This is a genomic window from Dactylosporangium sp. McL0621, from assembly GCF_049995355.1.
Lineage (GTDB): Bacteria > Actinomycetota > Actinomycetes > Mycobacteriales > Micromonosporaceae > Dactylosporangium.
This window is the reverse complement of record NZ_CP188259.1, coordinates 1,935,849-1,950,862: the sequence shown is the minus strand read 5'-3', so window position 1 is coordinate 1,950,862 and position 15,014 is coordinate 1,935,849. Positions and strand designations below refer to the sequence as shown.

15 protein-coding genes are annotated in these 15,014 nt (G+C 74.1%); 7 read left to right on the top strand and 8 right to left on the bottom strand.

The annotated features are described in order from the left end of the window. Positions 1-62: 62 nt before the first annotated feature. Entirely contained in the window at positions 63-2,966 is a 2,904-nt protein-coding gene (locus ACPPVO_RS08965) for a GNAT family N-acetyltransferase (RefSeq protein WP_426510754.1), read from the bottom strand. A 38-nt stretch (positions 2,967-3,004) separates the two neighbouring features. Between ACPPVO_RS08965 and ACPPVO_RS08960 the strand changes: the two genes are divergently transcribed. Next, positions 3,005-3,274: a DivIVA domain-containing protein gene (locus ACPPVO_RS08960; protein ID WP_426510753.1), complete on the top strand. Its 270-nt coding sequence runs from the start codon at positions 3,005-3,007 to the stop codon at positions 3,272-3,274. Here the strand turns inward: ACPPVO_RS08960 and ACPPVO_RS08955 are convergent. Continuing rightward, positions 3,271-4,446 (bottom strand): acetoin utilization protein AcuC, encoded by a 1,176-nt coding sequence (locus ACPPVO_RS08955; protein WP_426510752.1) that lies wholly within the window; start codon positions 4,444-4,446, stop codon positions 3,271-3,273. The genes ACPPVO_RS08960 and ACPPVO_RS08955 overlap by 4 nt on opposite strands. Continuing rightward, the gene (locus ACPPVO_RS08950; protein WP_426510751.1) at positions 4,443-5,234 is read right to left on the bottom strand and encodes a sulfurtransferase; all 792 of its coding nucleotides are present in this window, start codon (positions 5,232-5,234) and stop codon (positions 4,443-4,445) included. The genes ACPPVO_RS08955 and ACPPVO_RS08950 overlap by 4 nt, the downstream gene beginning before the upstream one ends. 82 nt (positions 5,235-5,316) lie before the next feature. Here ACPPVO_RS08950 and ACPPVO_RS08945 point away from each other — a divergent pair, with 82 nt between their 5' ends. The 4 genes from ACPPVO_RS08945 (at position 5,317) to ACPPVO_RS08930 (ending at position 8,116) form a co-directional block, all read left to right on the top strand. Further along, positions 5,317-5,967, top strand: coding sequence for a metal-dependent transcriptional regulator (locus ACPPVO_RS08945; RefSeq protein ID WP_426514586.1), 651 nt, complete (start codon positions 5,317-5,319; stop codon positions 5,965-5,967). A 16-nt stretch (positions 5,968-5,983) separates the two neighbouring features. Further along, positions 5,984-6,355, top strand: a complete 372-nt coding sequence (locus ACPPVO_RS08940) for a winged helix-turn-helix transcriptional regulator (protein WP_426510749.1) — start codon at positions 5,984-5,986, stop codon at positions 6,353-6,355. 399 nt (positions 6,356-6,754) lie between these two features. Next, positions 6,755-7,711 (top strand): hypothetical protein, encoded by a 957-nt coding sequence (locus ACPPVO_RS08935; protein WP_426510747.1) that lies wholly within the window; start codon positions 6,755-6,757, stop codon positions 7,709-7,711. Between the two features lie 66 nt (positions 7,712-7,777). After that, positions 7,778-8,116: an aldo/keto reductase gene (locus tag ACPPVO_RS08930; RefSeq protein WP_426514585.1), complete on the top strand. Its 339-nt coding sequence runs from the start codon at positions 7,778-7,780 to the stop codon at positions 8,114-8,116. A gap of 14 nt (positions 8,117-8,130) precedes the next feature. On the opposite strand, the gene ACPPVO_RS08925 is transcribed toward ACPPVO_RS08930, so the two are convergent. Together ACPPVO_RS08925 and lhgO are read right to left on the bottom strand one after the other, a co-directional pair. After that, positions 8,131-8,667, bottom strand: coding sequence for a hypothetical protein (locus ACPPVO_RS08925; RefSeq protein ID WP_426510746.1), 537 nt, complete (start codon positions 8,665-8,667; stop codon positions 8,131-8,133). 10 nt (positions 8,668-8,677) lie between these two features. After that, the gene (gene lhgO, locus ACPPVO_RS08920) at positions 8,678-9,859 is read right to left on the bottom strand and encodes an L-2-hydroxyglutarate oxidase (RefSeq protein WP_426510745.1); all 1,182 of its coding nucleotides are present in this window, start codon (positions 9,857-9,859) and stop codon (positions 8,678-8,680) included. A gap of 68 nt (positions 9,860-9,927) precedes the next feature. Between lhgO and ACPPVO_RS08915 the strand changes: the two genes are divergently transcribed. Next, entirely contained in the window at positions 9,928-10,959 is a 1,032-nt protein-coding gene (locus ACPPVO_RS08915) for a lysylphosphatidylglycerol synthase transmembrane domain-containing protein (protein ID WP_426510744.1), read from the top strand. Positions 10,960-11,502: 543 nt separating this feature from the next. Here the strand turns inward: ACPPVO_RS08915 and ACPPVO_RS08910 are convergent. The 3 genes from ACPPVO_RS08910 to ACPPVO_RS08900 form a co-directional block, all read right to left on the bottom strand. Continuing rightward, positions 11,503-11,649, bottom strand: coding sequence for a hypothetical protein (locus ACPPVO_RS08910; protein WP_426510743.1), 147 nt, complete (start codon positions 11,647-11,649; stop codon positions 11,503-11,505). A gap of 60 nt (positions 11,650-11,709) precedes the next feature. Further along, positions 11,710-12,240 carry an SDR family oxidoreductase gene (locus tag ACPPVO_RS08905; protein ID WP_426510742.1) on the bottom strand — a complete coding sequence of 177 codons (531 nt, stop codon included), beginning with the start codon at positions 12,238-12,240 and terminating at the stop codon, positions 11,710-11,712. Between the two features lie 263 nt (positions 12,241-12,503). Continuing rightward, a complete protein-coding gene (locus tag ACPPVO_RS08900; protein ID WP_426510741.1) occupies positions 12,504-13,784 on the bottom strand; it encodes a LysR family transcriptional regulator in 1,281 nt (426 codons plus the stop codon). Between ACPPVO_RS08900 and ACPPVO_RS08895 the strand changes: the two genes are divergently transcribed. Further along, entirely contained in the window at positions 13,774-15,009 is a 1,236-nt protein-coding gene (locus ACPPVO_RS08895) for an NAD(P)-dependent oxidoreductase (RefSeq protein WP_426510740.1), read from the top strand. The two genes, ACPPVO_RS08900 and ACPPVO_RS08895, sit on opposite strands and share 11 nt — an antisense overlap. Positions 15,010-15,014 lie beyond the last annotated feature (5 nt).

Here is a 15,014-nt window from a genome sequence, read left to right as displayed (position 1 = left end):
CCGCGTCTGAGCTCGTGGCTTTTCGGGTCCGGCGCGTTGTCGAGGTAGCGCACCATGGCCGGTCACAGGCGTCGGGGGCCGCTGTCCGGTCTCGGTAGGTGCGGGGCGAACTCGGCGCTCGCGTGCAGTACCGCCAGCCCCGACGGGCGGGCCAGGACCGGGTTCAGGGTCAGCGACGACAGCGTCGTCTGCTCGTCCACCAGGCGCCCGACGCGCAGCAGCAGGTCGGCCAGGGCGTCGAGGTCCACCGGGTCGGCGCCGCGGTACCCGGTCAGCAGCGGCGCCGCCCGCGGGGCCAGGACGAGCGCCGCGGCGTCGCGGTCGGTCAGCGGGACCGGGCGCCACGCGCGGTCGCCCAGCAGGTCGACCGCCTCGCCGCCGAGGCCGAAGCCCACCACCGGGCCGAACGACGGATCGTCGACGACCTCCACGACGCACGCGACGCCCGGCGCGACCATGGGCTGCACGACCACCTCGACGCCGCGGCCGAAGAGGCGCTCGAGCTCCTCGTAGGCCTCGGCGACGGCCGTGGGCGAGGTCAGGTTCAGCCGTACCGCGCCGAGGTCGAGCCGGTGCCGCCACGGCTTCTTCGCCACCTTCAGGGCGACCGGCAGGCCCATCCCCGCGGCCAGGTCGACGATGTGGTCGCCCGAGGCCCACCGGCTCGGCACCACCGGGATGCCATAGGCGGCGAGCAGCGCATCGGCCTGCCCGCGTTCGCCGACGCCCGGCGTCGCAAAGCCGGTGCCGGCCGCGGCGCCCGGCGTCGCAGGACCGGTGCCCGCCGCAGCGCCCGGCGTCGCAGGACCGGTGCCCGCCGCGGCGCCCGGCGTCGCAGGACCGGAGTCCGCCGCGGCGCCCGGCGTCGCAGGACCGGTGCCCGCCGCGGCGCCCGGCGTCGCAGGACCGGTGCCCGCCGCGGCGCCCGGCGTCGCAGGACCGGAGTCCGCCACCGCGAGCGGCGTCGCACGACCGATGTCCGAAGCCGGCACCGCCAGCGGCGTCGCGATTCCGGCCCCCGCCACCGCCAGCCGCCGCGCGATCTCGGTTCCCCGGGCGGTGTCCACGCCGGGCAGGTCGGGCAGGGTGCCGATCGGCTCGCGGCGCCACGCGGCGTAGCGGGCGACACGGCCCAGGGCCCGCACCGCCTCCTCGATCGCCGGGTACATCGGCAGCGCGGCCGGGTCCTCGTCGCCGTACGTCGGGGCGACCGTGAACGACGGGTCGGCCGGCATCACCACGGCGAGCGGGCGCGGCGCGCCCGCCGTCGACACGCGCAGGAGCTCGGCCACGCCGAGCTGGTCGCCCTCGGCCAGCGCCGGGGCGTACGCGGCCACGACGGCGTCCGCGCCCTCGTCGTCGAGGGCGGCGTGCACGGCGCGCACGAACTCGACGTCGGTCACGGCGGGGCCGAGGTCGAGCGGGTACCCCTCGGCGATGCGCAGCCCCGCGGCCGGCGCCTTCGCCACGGTGAGCACGCCCAGCGCGGCCGCGTTGGTGACCACGGCGACCCGGTCGCCGGTCGGCAGCGGGCGGCCGGCGATGAGCAGGCCCACGTCGAAGAGCTCGGCGACGGTGTCGACGCGGATGACGCCGGAGCTGGCGAAGAGCGCCGCCACCCCGCGGGCGTCCGGGCCGACGGTCACCGCGTCGAGGGCCGGCGGGCGCACCGGGCTCGCCACCGCGGCGACGGGCTTGCGGCGGGCCAGCTCGCGGGCGATGCGGGCGAACTTGCGCGGGTTGCCGAAGGTCTCCAGATAGAGCAGTACCGCGTCGGTGTGCGGGTCCTCGCGCCAGTACTGCAGCGCGTCGTTGCCCGACACGTCGGCCCGGTTGCCGGCCGAGATGAACGTGGACAGCCCCAGGCCGCGCCGGTCGGCCTCGGCCAGCAGCGCGGTGCCCAGGGCCGCGGACTGGCTGAAGAAGCCGACCCGCCCGGCGCGCGGGAGCAGCGGGGCGAGGGTGGCGTTGAGCCGTACCGCCGCGTGGGTGTTGGCCACGCCGAGGCAGTTGGGCCCGACAAGCCGCATCCCGTGCTCGCGCACCGCACGGAGCAGGGCGGCCTGGGCCTCCGCGCCGGCCGGGCCCGACTCGGCGAAGCCGGCCGACACGATGACCAGCCCGTGCACGCCGGCCGCGGCGCAGTCGGCGACGACGGCCGGGACGGATTCGGCGGGGACCGCGATCACGGCGAGGTCGGCTCCCGCGGTACCGCCGAGGCTTGAAACGGCTGGCAGGCCGCCGACCATCGGGGCGGTCGGGTGCACCGGGACCAGTTCTCCGGCGAAGCCGGCGCCCTTCAGGTGCGACAGCAGCGCCGCGCCGATGCCCGAGCCGCCCGCGCGGGCGCCGTAGACGGCCACGACGCGCGGGGTGAGCAGCCGGGCGATCGAGCGGGCCTCGGCGCGCTGCTCGCGGTCCTGCTGCACGCGCAGGGAGTCGGGGGTCGCCTTGATCGGGAACCACAGGTGCACGACGCCGTCGGCGAACTGGCGCTCGATGTGGAAGCCGGCGGCCATGAACACGCGCAGCATGGCCTGGTTCACCGGCAGCACGTCGGCCTCGAACTCGGTGATGCCCTCGGCGTCCGCCGCGGCGACGAGGTGCTCGATGAGCACCGAGCCGATGCCGCGGCCCTGGTGCGCGTCCTCGACCACGAAGGCGACCTCGGCCTGGTGCGAGCCGGCGCCGAGCCGTTCGTAGCGGCCGACGGCGATCAGCTCGCCGGCGTGCTCGACCACGAATGCCTCACGGTCGTGGTGGTCGACGTTCACGAACCGGTCGAGGTCGCGCTGCGGGATTCGGGGGTACGCCGAGAAGTACCGCAGGTACCGCGTCCGCTCCGAGAACCGCGAGTGCAGCGCGACGATCCGGTCCGCGTCGTCGGGCCGGATCGGTCGCAAGTGGACGGTGGTCCCGTCCGAGAGCAGCACGTCGGCGGCCCGTCCGGCCGAAACGTCGTTCACCCGCATAGTCTCCACCCGTCTGGGTTACCGTGTCTGCCATGATGCTGACCCCGGCGGATGTGCAGGCGCTGCGGTTCGCCAAGGCGCCGTTCGGCAAGCGCGGGTACGACGAGGACGAGGTCGACCAGTTCCTCGACGTCGTCGCCCAGACGCTCATCGCGCTGCAGGACGAGCTCGCCAACCTGCGGGCGAGCGCCGCACCGCACGCGTCCTACGGCACCTCGGCCGCGGCCGAGACGGCGATGCTCGCCGAGCTGGACCACATCAAGCAGCGCCTGACGCGCCTCGAGGCCGCGGTCAGCCCCTAGTCCCGCGGGTCGTGCGGGTCGAGGCCGAAGAAGGGGTACACCTCACGCCGGGTCGCCATGATCGCGCGGTCCACGGCGTCCGGGGAGTCGCCCGGCACCCACGGCGTGAACCGCGTGTCGCCGCCGTCGCCCATGGTCGCCGGCAGCGGCTGGCCCGGGACGCGGCGCCCGGCCAGCTCGCGCCACTCGGCCGGCACCTCCAGCGCCGGGTCGAGCGCCTCGCCGGTCAGCACCGCGAGCAGGTGGGTCCAGGCCCGGGGCACGCACTCGACAAGCGCGTAGCCGCCGCCCCCGCTCGCGACCCATCTGCCCCCGGCGACCTCGGCGGCGAGGTCGCGCAGCGCGAGGTACGCCGCGCGCTGCCCGTCCACGGTCAACCGGAGGTTGGCGAGGGGGTCGTGGCGATACGTGTCCGCGCCGCACTGCGTGAACAGCAGCTGCGGCCGGAACGCGCGCAGCACTCCGGGGACCACCGCGTGAAAGGCCCGAAGCCAAGAGCCGTCGTCGGTACCGGGCGGCAGCGCGACGTTCACCGCGGAGCCGGGCGCGTTCGGGCCGCCGGTCTCGTCCGGGAACCCGGTGCCGGGGAACAGCGTGCGCGGCGACTCGTGCAGGCTGACGGTGAGCACGCGGGGGTCGTCGTAGAACACCTCCTGCACGCCGTCGCCGTGATGGACGTCGATGTCGACGTACGCGACGCGCTCCGCCCCGAGCTCCAGGACGCGCTTGATCGCCACGGCCGGGTCGTTGTACACGCAGAAGCCCGACGCCCGGTCCGGCATCGCGTGGTGCAGGCCGCCGGAGATGCTGACCGCGCGCTCGGCGGCGCCGGTCCACACGGCCTCGGCCGCGCGCCGGGTCGCGCCCGTGATGAGCGCGCTGGCGTCGTGCATGCCGGGGAAGGTGGGGTTGTCGCTGGTACCGAGGCCCATGAGGCTGATACGCCGGCCCGTCGAGGCCGCCTTCACCACCGCGATGTAGTCGGGGTCGTGGACGGTCGCGAGCATGTCGTCGGTGGCCGGCTCCGCCCGTTCCAGCACGACGCCGGGGCGGTCGAGGACGCCGAGGCGGCGGGCGAGGTCCATGGTCAGCTCGACGCGGACCGGGTCGAGGGGGTGATCGCCCATGTTGTACCGCAGCAGCCGCTCGTCCCACACGACAAGCGCGCTCATGCGATCGGCCGCTTCGGGTCGGTGATCCAGTGGCTCCACGACCCCACGTAGAGCGCCGCGTGCTGGCCCTGTTCGTAGAGCGCCAGGACGAGCTGCGCCGCCGTGACCCCGGAGCCGCAGTAGGCGCCGGCCGGTTCTTTCGCCTCGATGCTTTTCAGGAGCCCGTTCTCGTCGACCGTCTCCGCGGCCGGCAGATTGATCGCGCCCGGGATGTGACCGGCGACCGCGTCCACCGGCTCGACCTCGCCGCGGAACCGTTTTTCTACGCGCGCGTCGAGCAAAGTGTTACGCGAATCGCTCGCCTCGACCTCGGTCCACACCGGCATCCCGCCGGGCGTCACCGTTACGTCGCCTTCGTCCGGTTCGGGGATCTCGGTCGTCACGGGGAGTCCATCCCGCATCCACGCCGCGTAACCGCCGTCGAGCACCCGGACGTCCCGCAAGCCCGCCCAGCGCAGCGTCCACCAGGCGCGCGCCGCCGCCCCGGTAGGATTGCTACCGCCTGCGTCGTACACCACCACCGGGTGCTCGGCGCGGACCCCAAGTCTCCGCAGCGCGGCCTCCAGCGCGGCGGGATCGGGCAGCGGATGGCGCCCACCGGCGCCCGGCGGCCCACAGAGGTCCTCGTCGAGATCGGCGAAGACCGCGCCAGGCAGGTGACCGGCCGCATATGCGACCCGGCCGTCTTTCGCGAGGGTCCAGCGCACATCGAGAAGAGTCGGCGGTTGGGCGGACCGCACCAGCTCGGCGAGAGCGGCGACGTTCAAGATCGCCCGGTTGGCTGTCACGCTCCAATCTTGTCGTACGCAGCGAGTACCATCGCGTACCGGGAGGGCAACGGCAGTGAACGACCTAGTCGACACCACCGAGATGTATTTGAAGACGATCCTCGAACTCGAAGAAGAGGGTGTCGTCCCCAAGCGTGCTCGGATCGCGGAACGCCTGCACCAGAGCGGCCCCACCGTCAGCCAGACCGTCGCCCGCATGGAGCGCGACGGCCTGCTCATCGTCGAGGGCGACCGCCACCTGGCACTCACCGACCAGGGCCGCGAGCACGCGGTCGCGGTGATGCGCAAGCACCGCCTCGCCGAGCTGCTGCTCGTCAACGTGATCGGCCTGCCCTACGAGGAGGCCCACGAGGAGGCCTGCCGCTGGGAGCACGTCATGAGCGACGCGGTCGAGCAGCGGGTCTACGAGTTGCTGGGGCGCCCGACGCGCTCGCCGTACGGCAACCCGATCCCCGGCCTCGACACGCTGCAGGGCGACGCCCAGAACGAGGCCGGCGACCCGGAGCGCAACCTCGCCTTCCCGGGCCTGGCCGGCGCCGTCGTCGTGAGCCGCATCTGCGAGTCGGTCCAGACCGACGCCGACGTCCTGCGCCAGCTCCACACCGCGGGCATCGACCCCGGCGCGACCGTCACGGTCGCCCAGGAGCGCGACGGCGTCTCGATCGACCGCGAGGGCGAGCGCATCCGCCTCCCGCGCGAGGTGGCGTCGCGAGTCTTCGTGGCCGCGGCGTAGCCCCGCCCGCGCGCCCGTGCCTCCCTCGAGCCCCGACGACGGCGCCTGCGGCCCCTGCTCGGTGGAAGAGGTCCTCGACCGGATCGGGTCGAAGTGGAGCGTCTGCATTCTGGTCGCCGCTTCGGGAGCCCCGATCCGGTTCTCGGCCCTGGAGCGCGCCATCCCGGGCATCAGCCGCCGGATGCTGACCTTGACCCTGCGCAACCTGGAGCGGGACGGCCTTCTCGTGCGGACGAGCTACCCGACCGTGCCGCCGCGCGTCGAGTACTCGTTGACGCCGATGGCCTTGGAGCTGCAGACGGCGTTGACGGCGCTGACCGGTTGGGCCGAGCGGCATCGATCGGATGTGGCGGCGTCGCGGTCGCGTTACGACGAGCGCCCCGCCTAGCGAACGTCGCGCCCGGCGCCGTGGGCGCTTTGAGGCCGTGGGCGCTTGGGCGCCGTGGGCACTTGGGCGCCGTGGGCACTTGGGCGCCGTGGGCACTTGGGCGCCGTGGGCACTTGGGCGCCGTGGGCTCAAGGGCACATGGCGCTTTCGCGCCGTGGGCGCTTGGCACCGCGGACGCTGCGCATCCTTCAGCGCCACGCCGACCAGGGACTTGAGCTTGCCCCTCGTCCACCTTGGGCACCGCGGACGCCGTGGGGTGCTTCGGCCCCATGGGAGCTTGGACGCTTCGGAGCCGTGGGCGCTCGGCGCCGTGTCCGCTTCGGCGTCCCGGAAGGGCAAAGCGGGTGACATGCCGACGCAAGCCCAAACATCAGAAATTTCGCGACTTAGCCTGAGTTGGTGGCATTTGACCGTGCTTTCTCCGACGAATCCCTCGAAAAAGCTCTCTGGGCCCTGGCCGACGACGCCGACCCCACCGCCGCCCTGGAACTGATCGCCACCACCGAGGACACCGCGACCCGCGAGCACGCCGTGGCGATCCTCGGCGCGGCGGGCGTGACGCGAATCGAGCGGCTGCGCGAGCTCACGGCCCAGCAGGCCTATCTCCCCGAGCGCTGGCTCCTCCTGGGCGCCGCCCTCTCCGCCGCGGCCTGGGCCGTACGCGAGAACAACCACGCCTCCCCGGTCGTCACCGAGCGCCTGGTGCAGGAGCAGCAGGTCCTGGTCGCCGAGGCGCGGTCCGCGCTGCGCCAGGCCGCCGCGCTCTCGCGGGACGACCCGGTGCCGTGGAGCGAGCTCGCCGGCGCCGTCGTCTGCGCGCCGCTGCACCGGACCGAGGTCGCGGACGTGTTCAAGCGGGCGTGCGTGCTGGCCTCGGACCTGTACGCGGCGCACACCCGGCACCTGACCGGCCTCACGCACCGCTGGTACGGCAGCCAGGACAAGGTTATCGCCTTCGCCCTCGTCCGCACCGCCGAGCGGCCCGACGGTCACCCGCTGCACGCCCTCGTGGCGCTCGCGCACATCGAGGGCTACGTCGACGGCCTCCTGCGCGGGACCGTCGTCGGGCGGTTCTGGCGCGCCTGGCGGTACTTCGCCGACTCCAAGGTCCGCCGCGAGACCGACGCCGCCGCCGACCGCCTCCTCGCCGGCCACGCCGAGTTCGCGACGCACCCGTGGACGATGCACGCGCACCAGGCCTTCGGCGCGCTCTACCACCAGGCGAACGAGCCCGCCCGCGCGCGCACGCACCTCGAGCTCGGCGGCGACCGGGCGGCGGTCTGGCCGTGGCGGTACTTCGGCGACCCGGAGCGACAACTCGCGGCGGCCCGCAAGGCGGCCGGCCTGGACGCCTGACCTCGCCCCGCGGTCAGAGGGGTTCCGGCAGTACCGGCAACGGCGGCGTTCGGCGCCGAGCACGGCATCCTCACGCAGGCGTGGTCCCCGATCGGCGGCATCACCTTCTACCGCGACAGCGGCCACACCAGCACCCTGCAGGACCCGGTCATCGGCGGCATCGCCGCCCGGCACGGCCGCACCCCCGCCCAGGTGATGCTGCGGTGGCACCTGCAGCAGGGCCGCTCCGCCATTCCCAAGTCGACCGACCCGCGGCGCATCGCCGAGAACCTCGACATCCTCGGGTTCGAACTCACCGGGAACGAGCTCGCCGAGATCGACGGCCTGGACACCGGTCGCCGCGGCGGACCCGAGCCCACCGACATCAGGCTGGCGGCCTTCGGCCGGCCGGTTCCCGAGGCCTGACCCGGCGTCCTTGGCTACAGGCTGCTCAGGTCGATGAGCTTGGCCAGCTCGACCATCTTCGGCAGCGCCGCCTGGGCCTGGTCGTCGCCGGCGCCCGGGGCCAGCCGCAGCGACAGCTTGATGATGCGCTTGTTGCCGGCCAGCCAGCCGACCTCCACGCCCGGGCCGGCCTTCTCCGCGGCCGGCGTCGGCATCTGGTACCCGGCCACGCCCAGCCCCGGCACCGCCTGCGCGTCCTTGGGCTGGACGTCGGAGCCGAACACGTCCGCGCCGATGGTCGTCGTGCTCACGGAGAGCACGAGGTCCGGATAGCTGCCCGCGGCCGACTGCAGCACGCAGCTGAACGAGTTGTCCATGGACGCGCCCGCGGCGACGCTCAGATTGAGGCCCAGCTTCGCGTTCACCATGCCGAAGTCGAGCAGCTGGCACGCGCCGCCCGCGGCCGCCGCGGGGGCGGTCGAGGTCTGGGCGGCCGGGCTCGCGCCGGCGTCGTCGCACCCGGCGACGAGCGTGGCGGACAGGGCAACGACGGCGAGCAGCACCCTTCGCACAGCGGGCACCCTATACCGGCAGGCGCGCGGTGATGTACTTGGCGATCTCCAGCGAGCTCGTCGCCGCCGGGGACGGGGCGTTGAGCACGTGTACCTGCCGGCCCTCGGTCACGATCATGAAGTCGTCGACCAGGTCGCCGGCCGGCGTGATCGCCTGCGCACGCACCCCCGCCTCAGCCGGTACCAAATCCGCAGCAGTCACCGCCGGGACGAGCCGGGCCAGGCTCTCGGCGAAGCGGCGCTTGGACAGGGAACGGCGGACCTCCGTGAGGCCGTACCGCAGGTGCTTGCGCCCCAGCGCCCACAAACCCCTGTAGGAGGCGGCGTCGACGACGTCCCGGGGCCGGATCCGCGCCCACGAGTAGCCTTCCCGCGCCATCGCCAGCACCGCATTCGGCCCCGCGTGCACGCTCCCGTCGACCATTTTGGTCAGGTGTACCCCGAGAAAGGGGAACTGCGGATCCGGTACCGGGTAGATGAGCCCGTTGACCAGGTGACGGCGCTCGGGGCGCAGCTCGTAGTACTCCCCGCGGAACGGGATGATGCGCGCCGGCGGGCTGATGCCGGCCATCCGCGCCACCCGATCGGCGTGCAGGCCCGCGCAGTTGACGAGCACGTCGGCGGTGATGTCGCCGGTCGTCGTGCGCACCACGACCTCGCGCCCGCTCGCCCGGATGCCGAGCACGGCGGTGTTGAGGCGCAGCGTCGCGCCCGCCGTCCCGGCGAGCTCGGCGAGCTTCACGCAGACGGCCTTGTAGTCGGCGATCCCGGTCGAGGCCACGTGGATGCCCTCGACGCAGGCGACCTCCGGCTCGTACTCCCGCGCCTCCGCCGGACTCACCAGGCGCACCGGCAGCCCGTTGGCCTGCGCCCGCTCGAACAGCGCCCGCAGTCGCGGCCGCTCCTCGTCCCCGGTCGCGACGATCAGCTTGCCGGTGACCTTGTGGGCGATCCCGTGCTCGGCGCAGAACTCGACCATCGAGGCGCTGCCGGCCTTACAGAGCGTGGCCTTGAGGCTACCCGGCTTGTAGTACACGCCGGCGTGGATGACCCCGGAGTTGTGCCCGGTCTGGTGGGCGCCCCATCCCGGCTCCTTCTCCACGACGGTGACCCGGGCGTCCGGGCGGTCCTGGACGAGCCGATGGGCGGTCGCCAGCCCGACGATGCCACCACCGATGACGATGTACCGCACGCGCCGACTCCTTCACCTCGGATCGCGCCATCTTAGGGGTCTCAGATGGCGTGCTAGCGTGACCGACCGTGAGTGGGGTGGCAATGGACGACGGCACGGTGGCCCCCGCGGCCACCCTGAAACCGGCCCGCCCGTGGCGCGCCCGCCTGATCCAGGCGGTCCGCATCCTAGCGGCGCTCGCGATCGCGTACTTCATCGTCGCCACCACCGTCCAGCAGTGGTCCTCGGTCTCGGAGACGTTCCGCGGCCTGTCGTGGCCGTCCCTGGGCGCGTCCCTGGCCTGCGCCGTGGCGTGCCTGTGGGCCACGATGATGGCCTGGCGCGCGATGGTCGGCAGCCTCGACCACCCGCTGCGCATCCGCGACGCCGCGCCCATCCAGCTCATCGGCGCCCTGGGCAAGTACCTGCCGGGCACGGTGTGGGCGTACGTGGTCCAGATGGAGCTCGGCCGCCGCGTCGGCGTCTCGCGTGCGAAGGTCTTCATCGGCTCGGCCGTGGTCACCGGCCTGGGCGTGACGGTCGGCCTGATCCTGACCGCCCCCGGCTTCGGCGTCGCCTTCGACGGCGCGGACGCGACGAGCCACCAGACCTTCGCCGCGATCGCCGTCTGGTGCGCGGTGATCCTGCTCCCGTTCGGCCTGGCGTGCTGCTACCCCCCGCTGCTGACCTGGCTCGTGGGCCGCGCGATGCGCATCCTGCGCCGCCCGGCCCTGGACCGCCCCATCACCTGGCGCCCGGTACTCGTGAGCAGCGCCTGGTGCGCCGTGGGCTACCTGGCCGCGGGCCTGCACATCTGGTTCCTGGTCCGCGCCCACCTGCCCGGCGTGCACGGCCTGGTCGGCTCCATCTTCGCGATGGCCCTGGCCATGAGCATCAGCACCTTCGTGATCGTCGCGCCGTCGGGCCTGGGCGCCCGCGAGTTCCTGATGGCGATCGCGCTGGCGGGCCTGGGCGTACCGTGGCCGACGGCCTGGGCCCTGACGCTCGTCTCGCGCCTGCTGTTCACCCTGGCCGACGTGGCGGCCGCGGGCGCCTCGGCCGCGGTGGGCCTGCGCCGAATCCGCCACACTCCGCCGCCAACTCCGGCGCCGGAGTCCTAGCGCCGCGCTCGCGCTCGCGCCTTGCCGCGCACGCCGCCGCGCACGCCGCCGCGCCTCGCCCCGCACGCTCCCGCGCCCCGCCGTGCCCCACGCTCCGCGGCGCGCGCCCCCATGTCTTGCGTGCACGCTCCCGCGCCCCCCGCCGTGCCCCACGCTCCGCGGCGCGCGCCCCCACGTCCTGCGTGCACGCTCCCGCGCCCCCCGCCGTGCCCACGCTCCGCGGCGCGCGCCCCCACGTCCTGCGTGCACGCTCCCGCGCCCCCCGCCGTGCCCACGCTCCGCGGCGCGCCGCCTCGCCGCGCGCCGCCTCGCCGCGCGCCGCCTCGCCGCGCGCCCCCGCCGTGCCCCACGTTCCGCGGCGCGCGCCCCCACGTCCTGCGTGCACGCTCCCGCGCTCCGCCGAGCGCCGCCCCGCGGAGCGCCGCGCACGGCCCCGCGCGTCCCAGCCGCGACAGGCTCACGCCCCCAACGCTTCCGCGCGCGTCCCGGCCGACGGCCGCCTTACGCCTCCGCGCGCGTCTCGGCCGCGGCGGCCGGCGCCCTCTAACCCGCGCGCCGCCGCTCCAGATACTGCTCCCAGGTCACCGTCCCCAGTGCCCGGTCCGGAGCGAGATGCCCACCCGAGCGGTACCCGGCGAACGTCTTCCCCGGCAGCCGGAGCGGCACGAGGAGGCGGCGCTTGCCGTACACCTGCAGGAAGCTACGGAAGAGATCCCGCGCCGGCCGCACCTCGGGCCCGGCGAAGTCCTCCTACACGGGCGCGGCCCCCGACCCGAGCGCGGCCGCGACCGCCCCGAGCCGCCGCGCCACATCGCGCGTGTCGACGGGCTGGAAGTCGAACGCGGGATAGGGCACCACGGGCAACCGAGCGAGCCCCCGCGCGATCATGAAGATCAGGTCGTGAAACTGCGTGGCGCGGAAGATCGACCCGCCCCGGTCCCGCACGAGGCCCTCGACGGCGAGCTTCTGGCGGTAGTACGGCAGGGGCACCCGATCGACCCCGACGATCGACACGTACAGCAGCCGCTGATCGGCCCCGAGCGCACTCAAGAGCCGCCGCGCCGCCACCACGTCGCGCCGCCCGTCCGTCGCCGCGTGAATGACGAGCCCCACCCCACCGAGCGCGGCCGCGAGCCCTTCCCCGCTGACGAGATCGGCCCGCACCATCCCGGGCGCCGAGCGGCTCATCCCCCGAGCGGCCAGCCCCCGCTCCCGGAGCTCCTCCATCAGTACGCGCCCGAGCTTCCCGGTCGCCCCGGTCACGAGAATGTCCGCCGCCATACGCTCGGACGCCTCCTTAGGACCGTCTATATCGCGCAGGGTAGCGAAGTTCCCGCCGACGGTGGGCCCTGCCTTAGTCCTCGCCCGGACGTGACGGCGCGGTCGCCTCACGCCCATCCGCGCCCGGGCTGACGCCGCACCGTGAGGCCCCGAGCGGCGCCACGCGTCCCGAGCCCACCCCGAGCTATCCGCGCCCGGGCGCGTGGAGCGCTGACCGCCGCACCGTCAGGCGCCCGGACGCGCGGGCGCTGACCGCCGCACCGTCAGGCGCTCGGACGCGCGGCCTCGATGACCTCCTCACGCAGAGTGCCCAGGAAGGCCTCGACGACGGGGGGCACCGTGCGTCCGGCCAGCGTCGCCGCCACCACGGTGCGGGGCGGCACCTCGGCGGGGTCGAGCGGCAGCAGTACGACGTCGGCGGGGGCGGTACGCGCGGCGAGCCCCGGCACCAGGGTCACGCCGAGCCCGGCCGCCACGAACCCGAACTTCGCCGTCCACTCCCGCACCACGAACTCGATCCGCGGCCGGAACCCCAGCCGCACGCTCGCCCCGAGCAGCGTCTCCTCCGCACGGGCCGACCCGGCTACCCAGGCCTCGCCGGCCAGGTCACGCAGCCGCACGACGCGCCCGCCCGCACCCGGCCGGGGATCAGCCACACTTCGCCGCGCCATTTGTCCATCCGTCGGCGATATATCCGATATCCGCGAGAATGTCGGATTGGGTACCACTCCTTCGGCGCCGTGTACCGGTGCATGAGACGTCGGACTGGGTTCAGCGAAATCGGCACCGTCCGCCGATGCCGGGGATATCCGATCGGGTCCCGCCCCTTCGGCTCTACTCGCCGATGCATCGGCGAGCGGACCCAGTCCCCCACCGCCGGCGTCGTGAGGCAATGAACGGGAAGCCGGACGCGCCAGGGCGTGGGAGACGCTCACGGCGAGCAGCATCGGCTCGTCCACCAGATGATGCAGCTGGAAGCGTTCATCCGTGAACGGGCGGTCCGCGCTCGCGTTCACCAGTACCACGTCCGCGTCGCCCACCAGCAGGGCCGACAGCAGGCGCGTGGTCAGGCCCTCGACCAACGAGATCTCCACGTGCGGGTGGGACGCGCGGAAGCGGGCGAGCGCGCGTGGTACCACCGCCGCGTCCGCGGTTGCGAAGGCGCCCACGCGCAGGCGTCCGGTCTCGGCGTCGCGCACAGCCTGGACCTCGCGGCGCGCGGACGCGAGGCGGTCCAGCACCGCCGAGGCGTGCTCGAGCAGGCATTGCCCCTCCGCGGTCAGGGCCACGCCGCGCGGCAGGCGGTCGAAGAGGCGGGCGCCGAACTCGGCCTCCAGGGCGGCCATCTGCCGGGACACGGCCGATTGGGTGTACCGCAGCGTCGCCGCCGCGCCCGTGATGGACCGCTGCCGCGCCACCTCGCGGAACACCTCGAGCATCTCCGTCTGCACGATGTCGACATTCGCACGGCGCATGGCCACCATGCCAGACATTCGCTGGTGGCATGCGAGAAAGATCCATAGCGTCGTCGGCATGGACCACATCGCAGTACTCGGGCTCGGGCGGATGGGGGCCGCGATCGCCGTACGGCTCGCGGAAGCCGGCTGGGCGGTCACCGGCTGGAACCGGACGCCGCGCGGCCCGCTCCCGGGCGTCACTGTGACGACCGATCTCGCCGCCGTCGAAGCCCGCATCGGAGCCGGCAACGAAGCGGGCGCCGAAGCCGCCGTCGGAACCGGCAACGAAGCCGGCGTAGAAGCGGGCGCCGGGGCCGGCAGCGAAACGGGTGGCGGAGCCGCCGTCGAAACCGGCAGCGAAGCGGGCGTCCGAGCCGCCGTCGGAACCGGCAACGAAGCGGGCGTCGAAGCCGGCAACCAAGCCGGCGTCGTGATCACCATGCTCACCGACGGGGCCGCGGTCCAAGACGTGCTCGGTCGCGCCCGGCTGCGCGCCGGAACCGTTGTCGTGGAGATGTCGACGATTGGGCCGGATGCAGTACGCGCGGTCGCGGCCGGTCTCCCCGACGGCGTCGCGCTCGTGGATGCGCCGGTCGGGGGCAGCGTGGGGGCGGCGGCTGCGGGGAGGTTGCGCATCTTCGCGGGCGGGGACGCGGCCGACGTGGCGCGGGTGCGGCCCGTGCTGGACGCGCTCGGCGACGTGCGGCACTGCGGGCCGCTCGGCTCGGGCGCGGCGGCCAAGGTGGTGCTCAACGCGGCCATGATCTCGGCGGTCGCGGCGCTCGCCGACGTGCTGGTGGTCGCCGAGGCGGTGGGGTTGCCACGCGCGGGCGCGGTCGAGCTCATGCGGGCCGGGCCGCTCGCCTTCGCGGCCGAACGAACGCTCGGCGCCGCAGCCGAACGAACCCTCGGCGCCACGGAAGAACGAACCCTCGGCACCGCGGAAGGACGAACCCTCGGCACTGCGGAAGCACGAGCGCTCGGCACGGCGGAAGGACGAACCCTCGGCACTGCGGAAGCACGAGCGCTCGGCACGGCGGAAGAACGAACCCTCGGCACTGCGGAAGCACGAGCGCTCGGCACTGCGGAAGGACGAGCGCTCGGCACCGCGGCCGTGCGAACGGTCGGCGCCGGGAGGCCCGCGGCGCACTTCACGAACGCGCTGGCGGCCAAGGATCTCGACCTCGCGATCGCCGCCGTGGAAGGGAAGACCGGTCGTCGCGGCGGGCTGCCGGTCGTGGGGGCGGCGCGGGCCGTGGTGGGTCGGGCGGTACCGGATGCGGATATTGCCGTTCTTGTGAGAGAGGCGTGAACATG

Coding starts and splice junctions, on each gene's coding strand:
- ACPPVO_RS08960 (WP_426510753.1), top strand. CDS start 3,005: ATGATGCTGACCCCGGCGGATGTGCAGGCGCTGCGGTTCGCCAAGGCG.
- ACPPVO_RS08955 (WP_426510752.1), bottom strand. CDS start 4,446: ATGAGCGCGCTTGTCGTGTGGGACGAGCGGCTGCTGCGGTACAACATG.
- ACPPVO_RS08945 (WP_426514586.1), top strand. CDS start 5,317: ATGTATTTGAAGACGATCCTCGAACTCGAAGAAGAGGGTGTCGTCCCC.
- ACPPVO_RS08905 (WP_426510742.1), bottom strand. CDS start 12,240: ATGGCGGCGGACATTCTCGTGACCGGGGCGACCGGGAAGCTCGGGCGC.
- ACPPVO_RS08895 (WP_426510740.1), top strand. CDS start 13,774: ATGGACCACATCGCAGTACTCGGGCTCGGGCGGATGGGGGCCGCGATC.
- ACPPVO_RS08900 (WP_426510741.1), bottom strand. CDS start 13,784: ATGTGGTCCATGCCGACGACGCTATGGATCTTTCTCGCATGCCACCAG.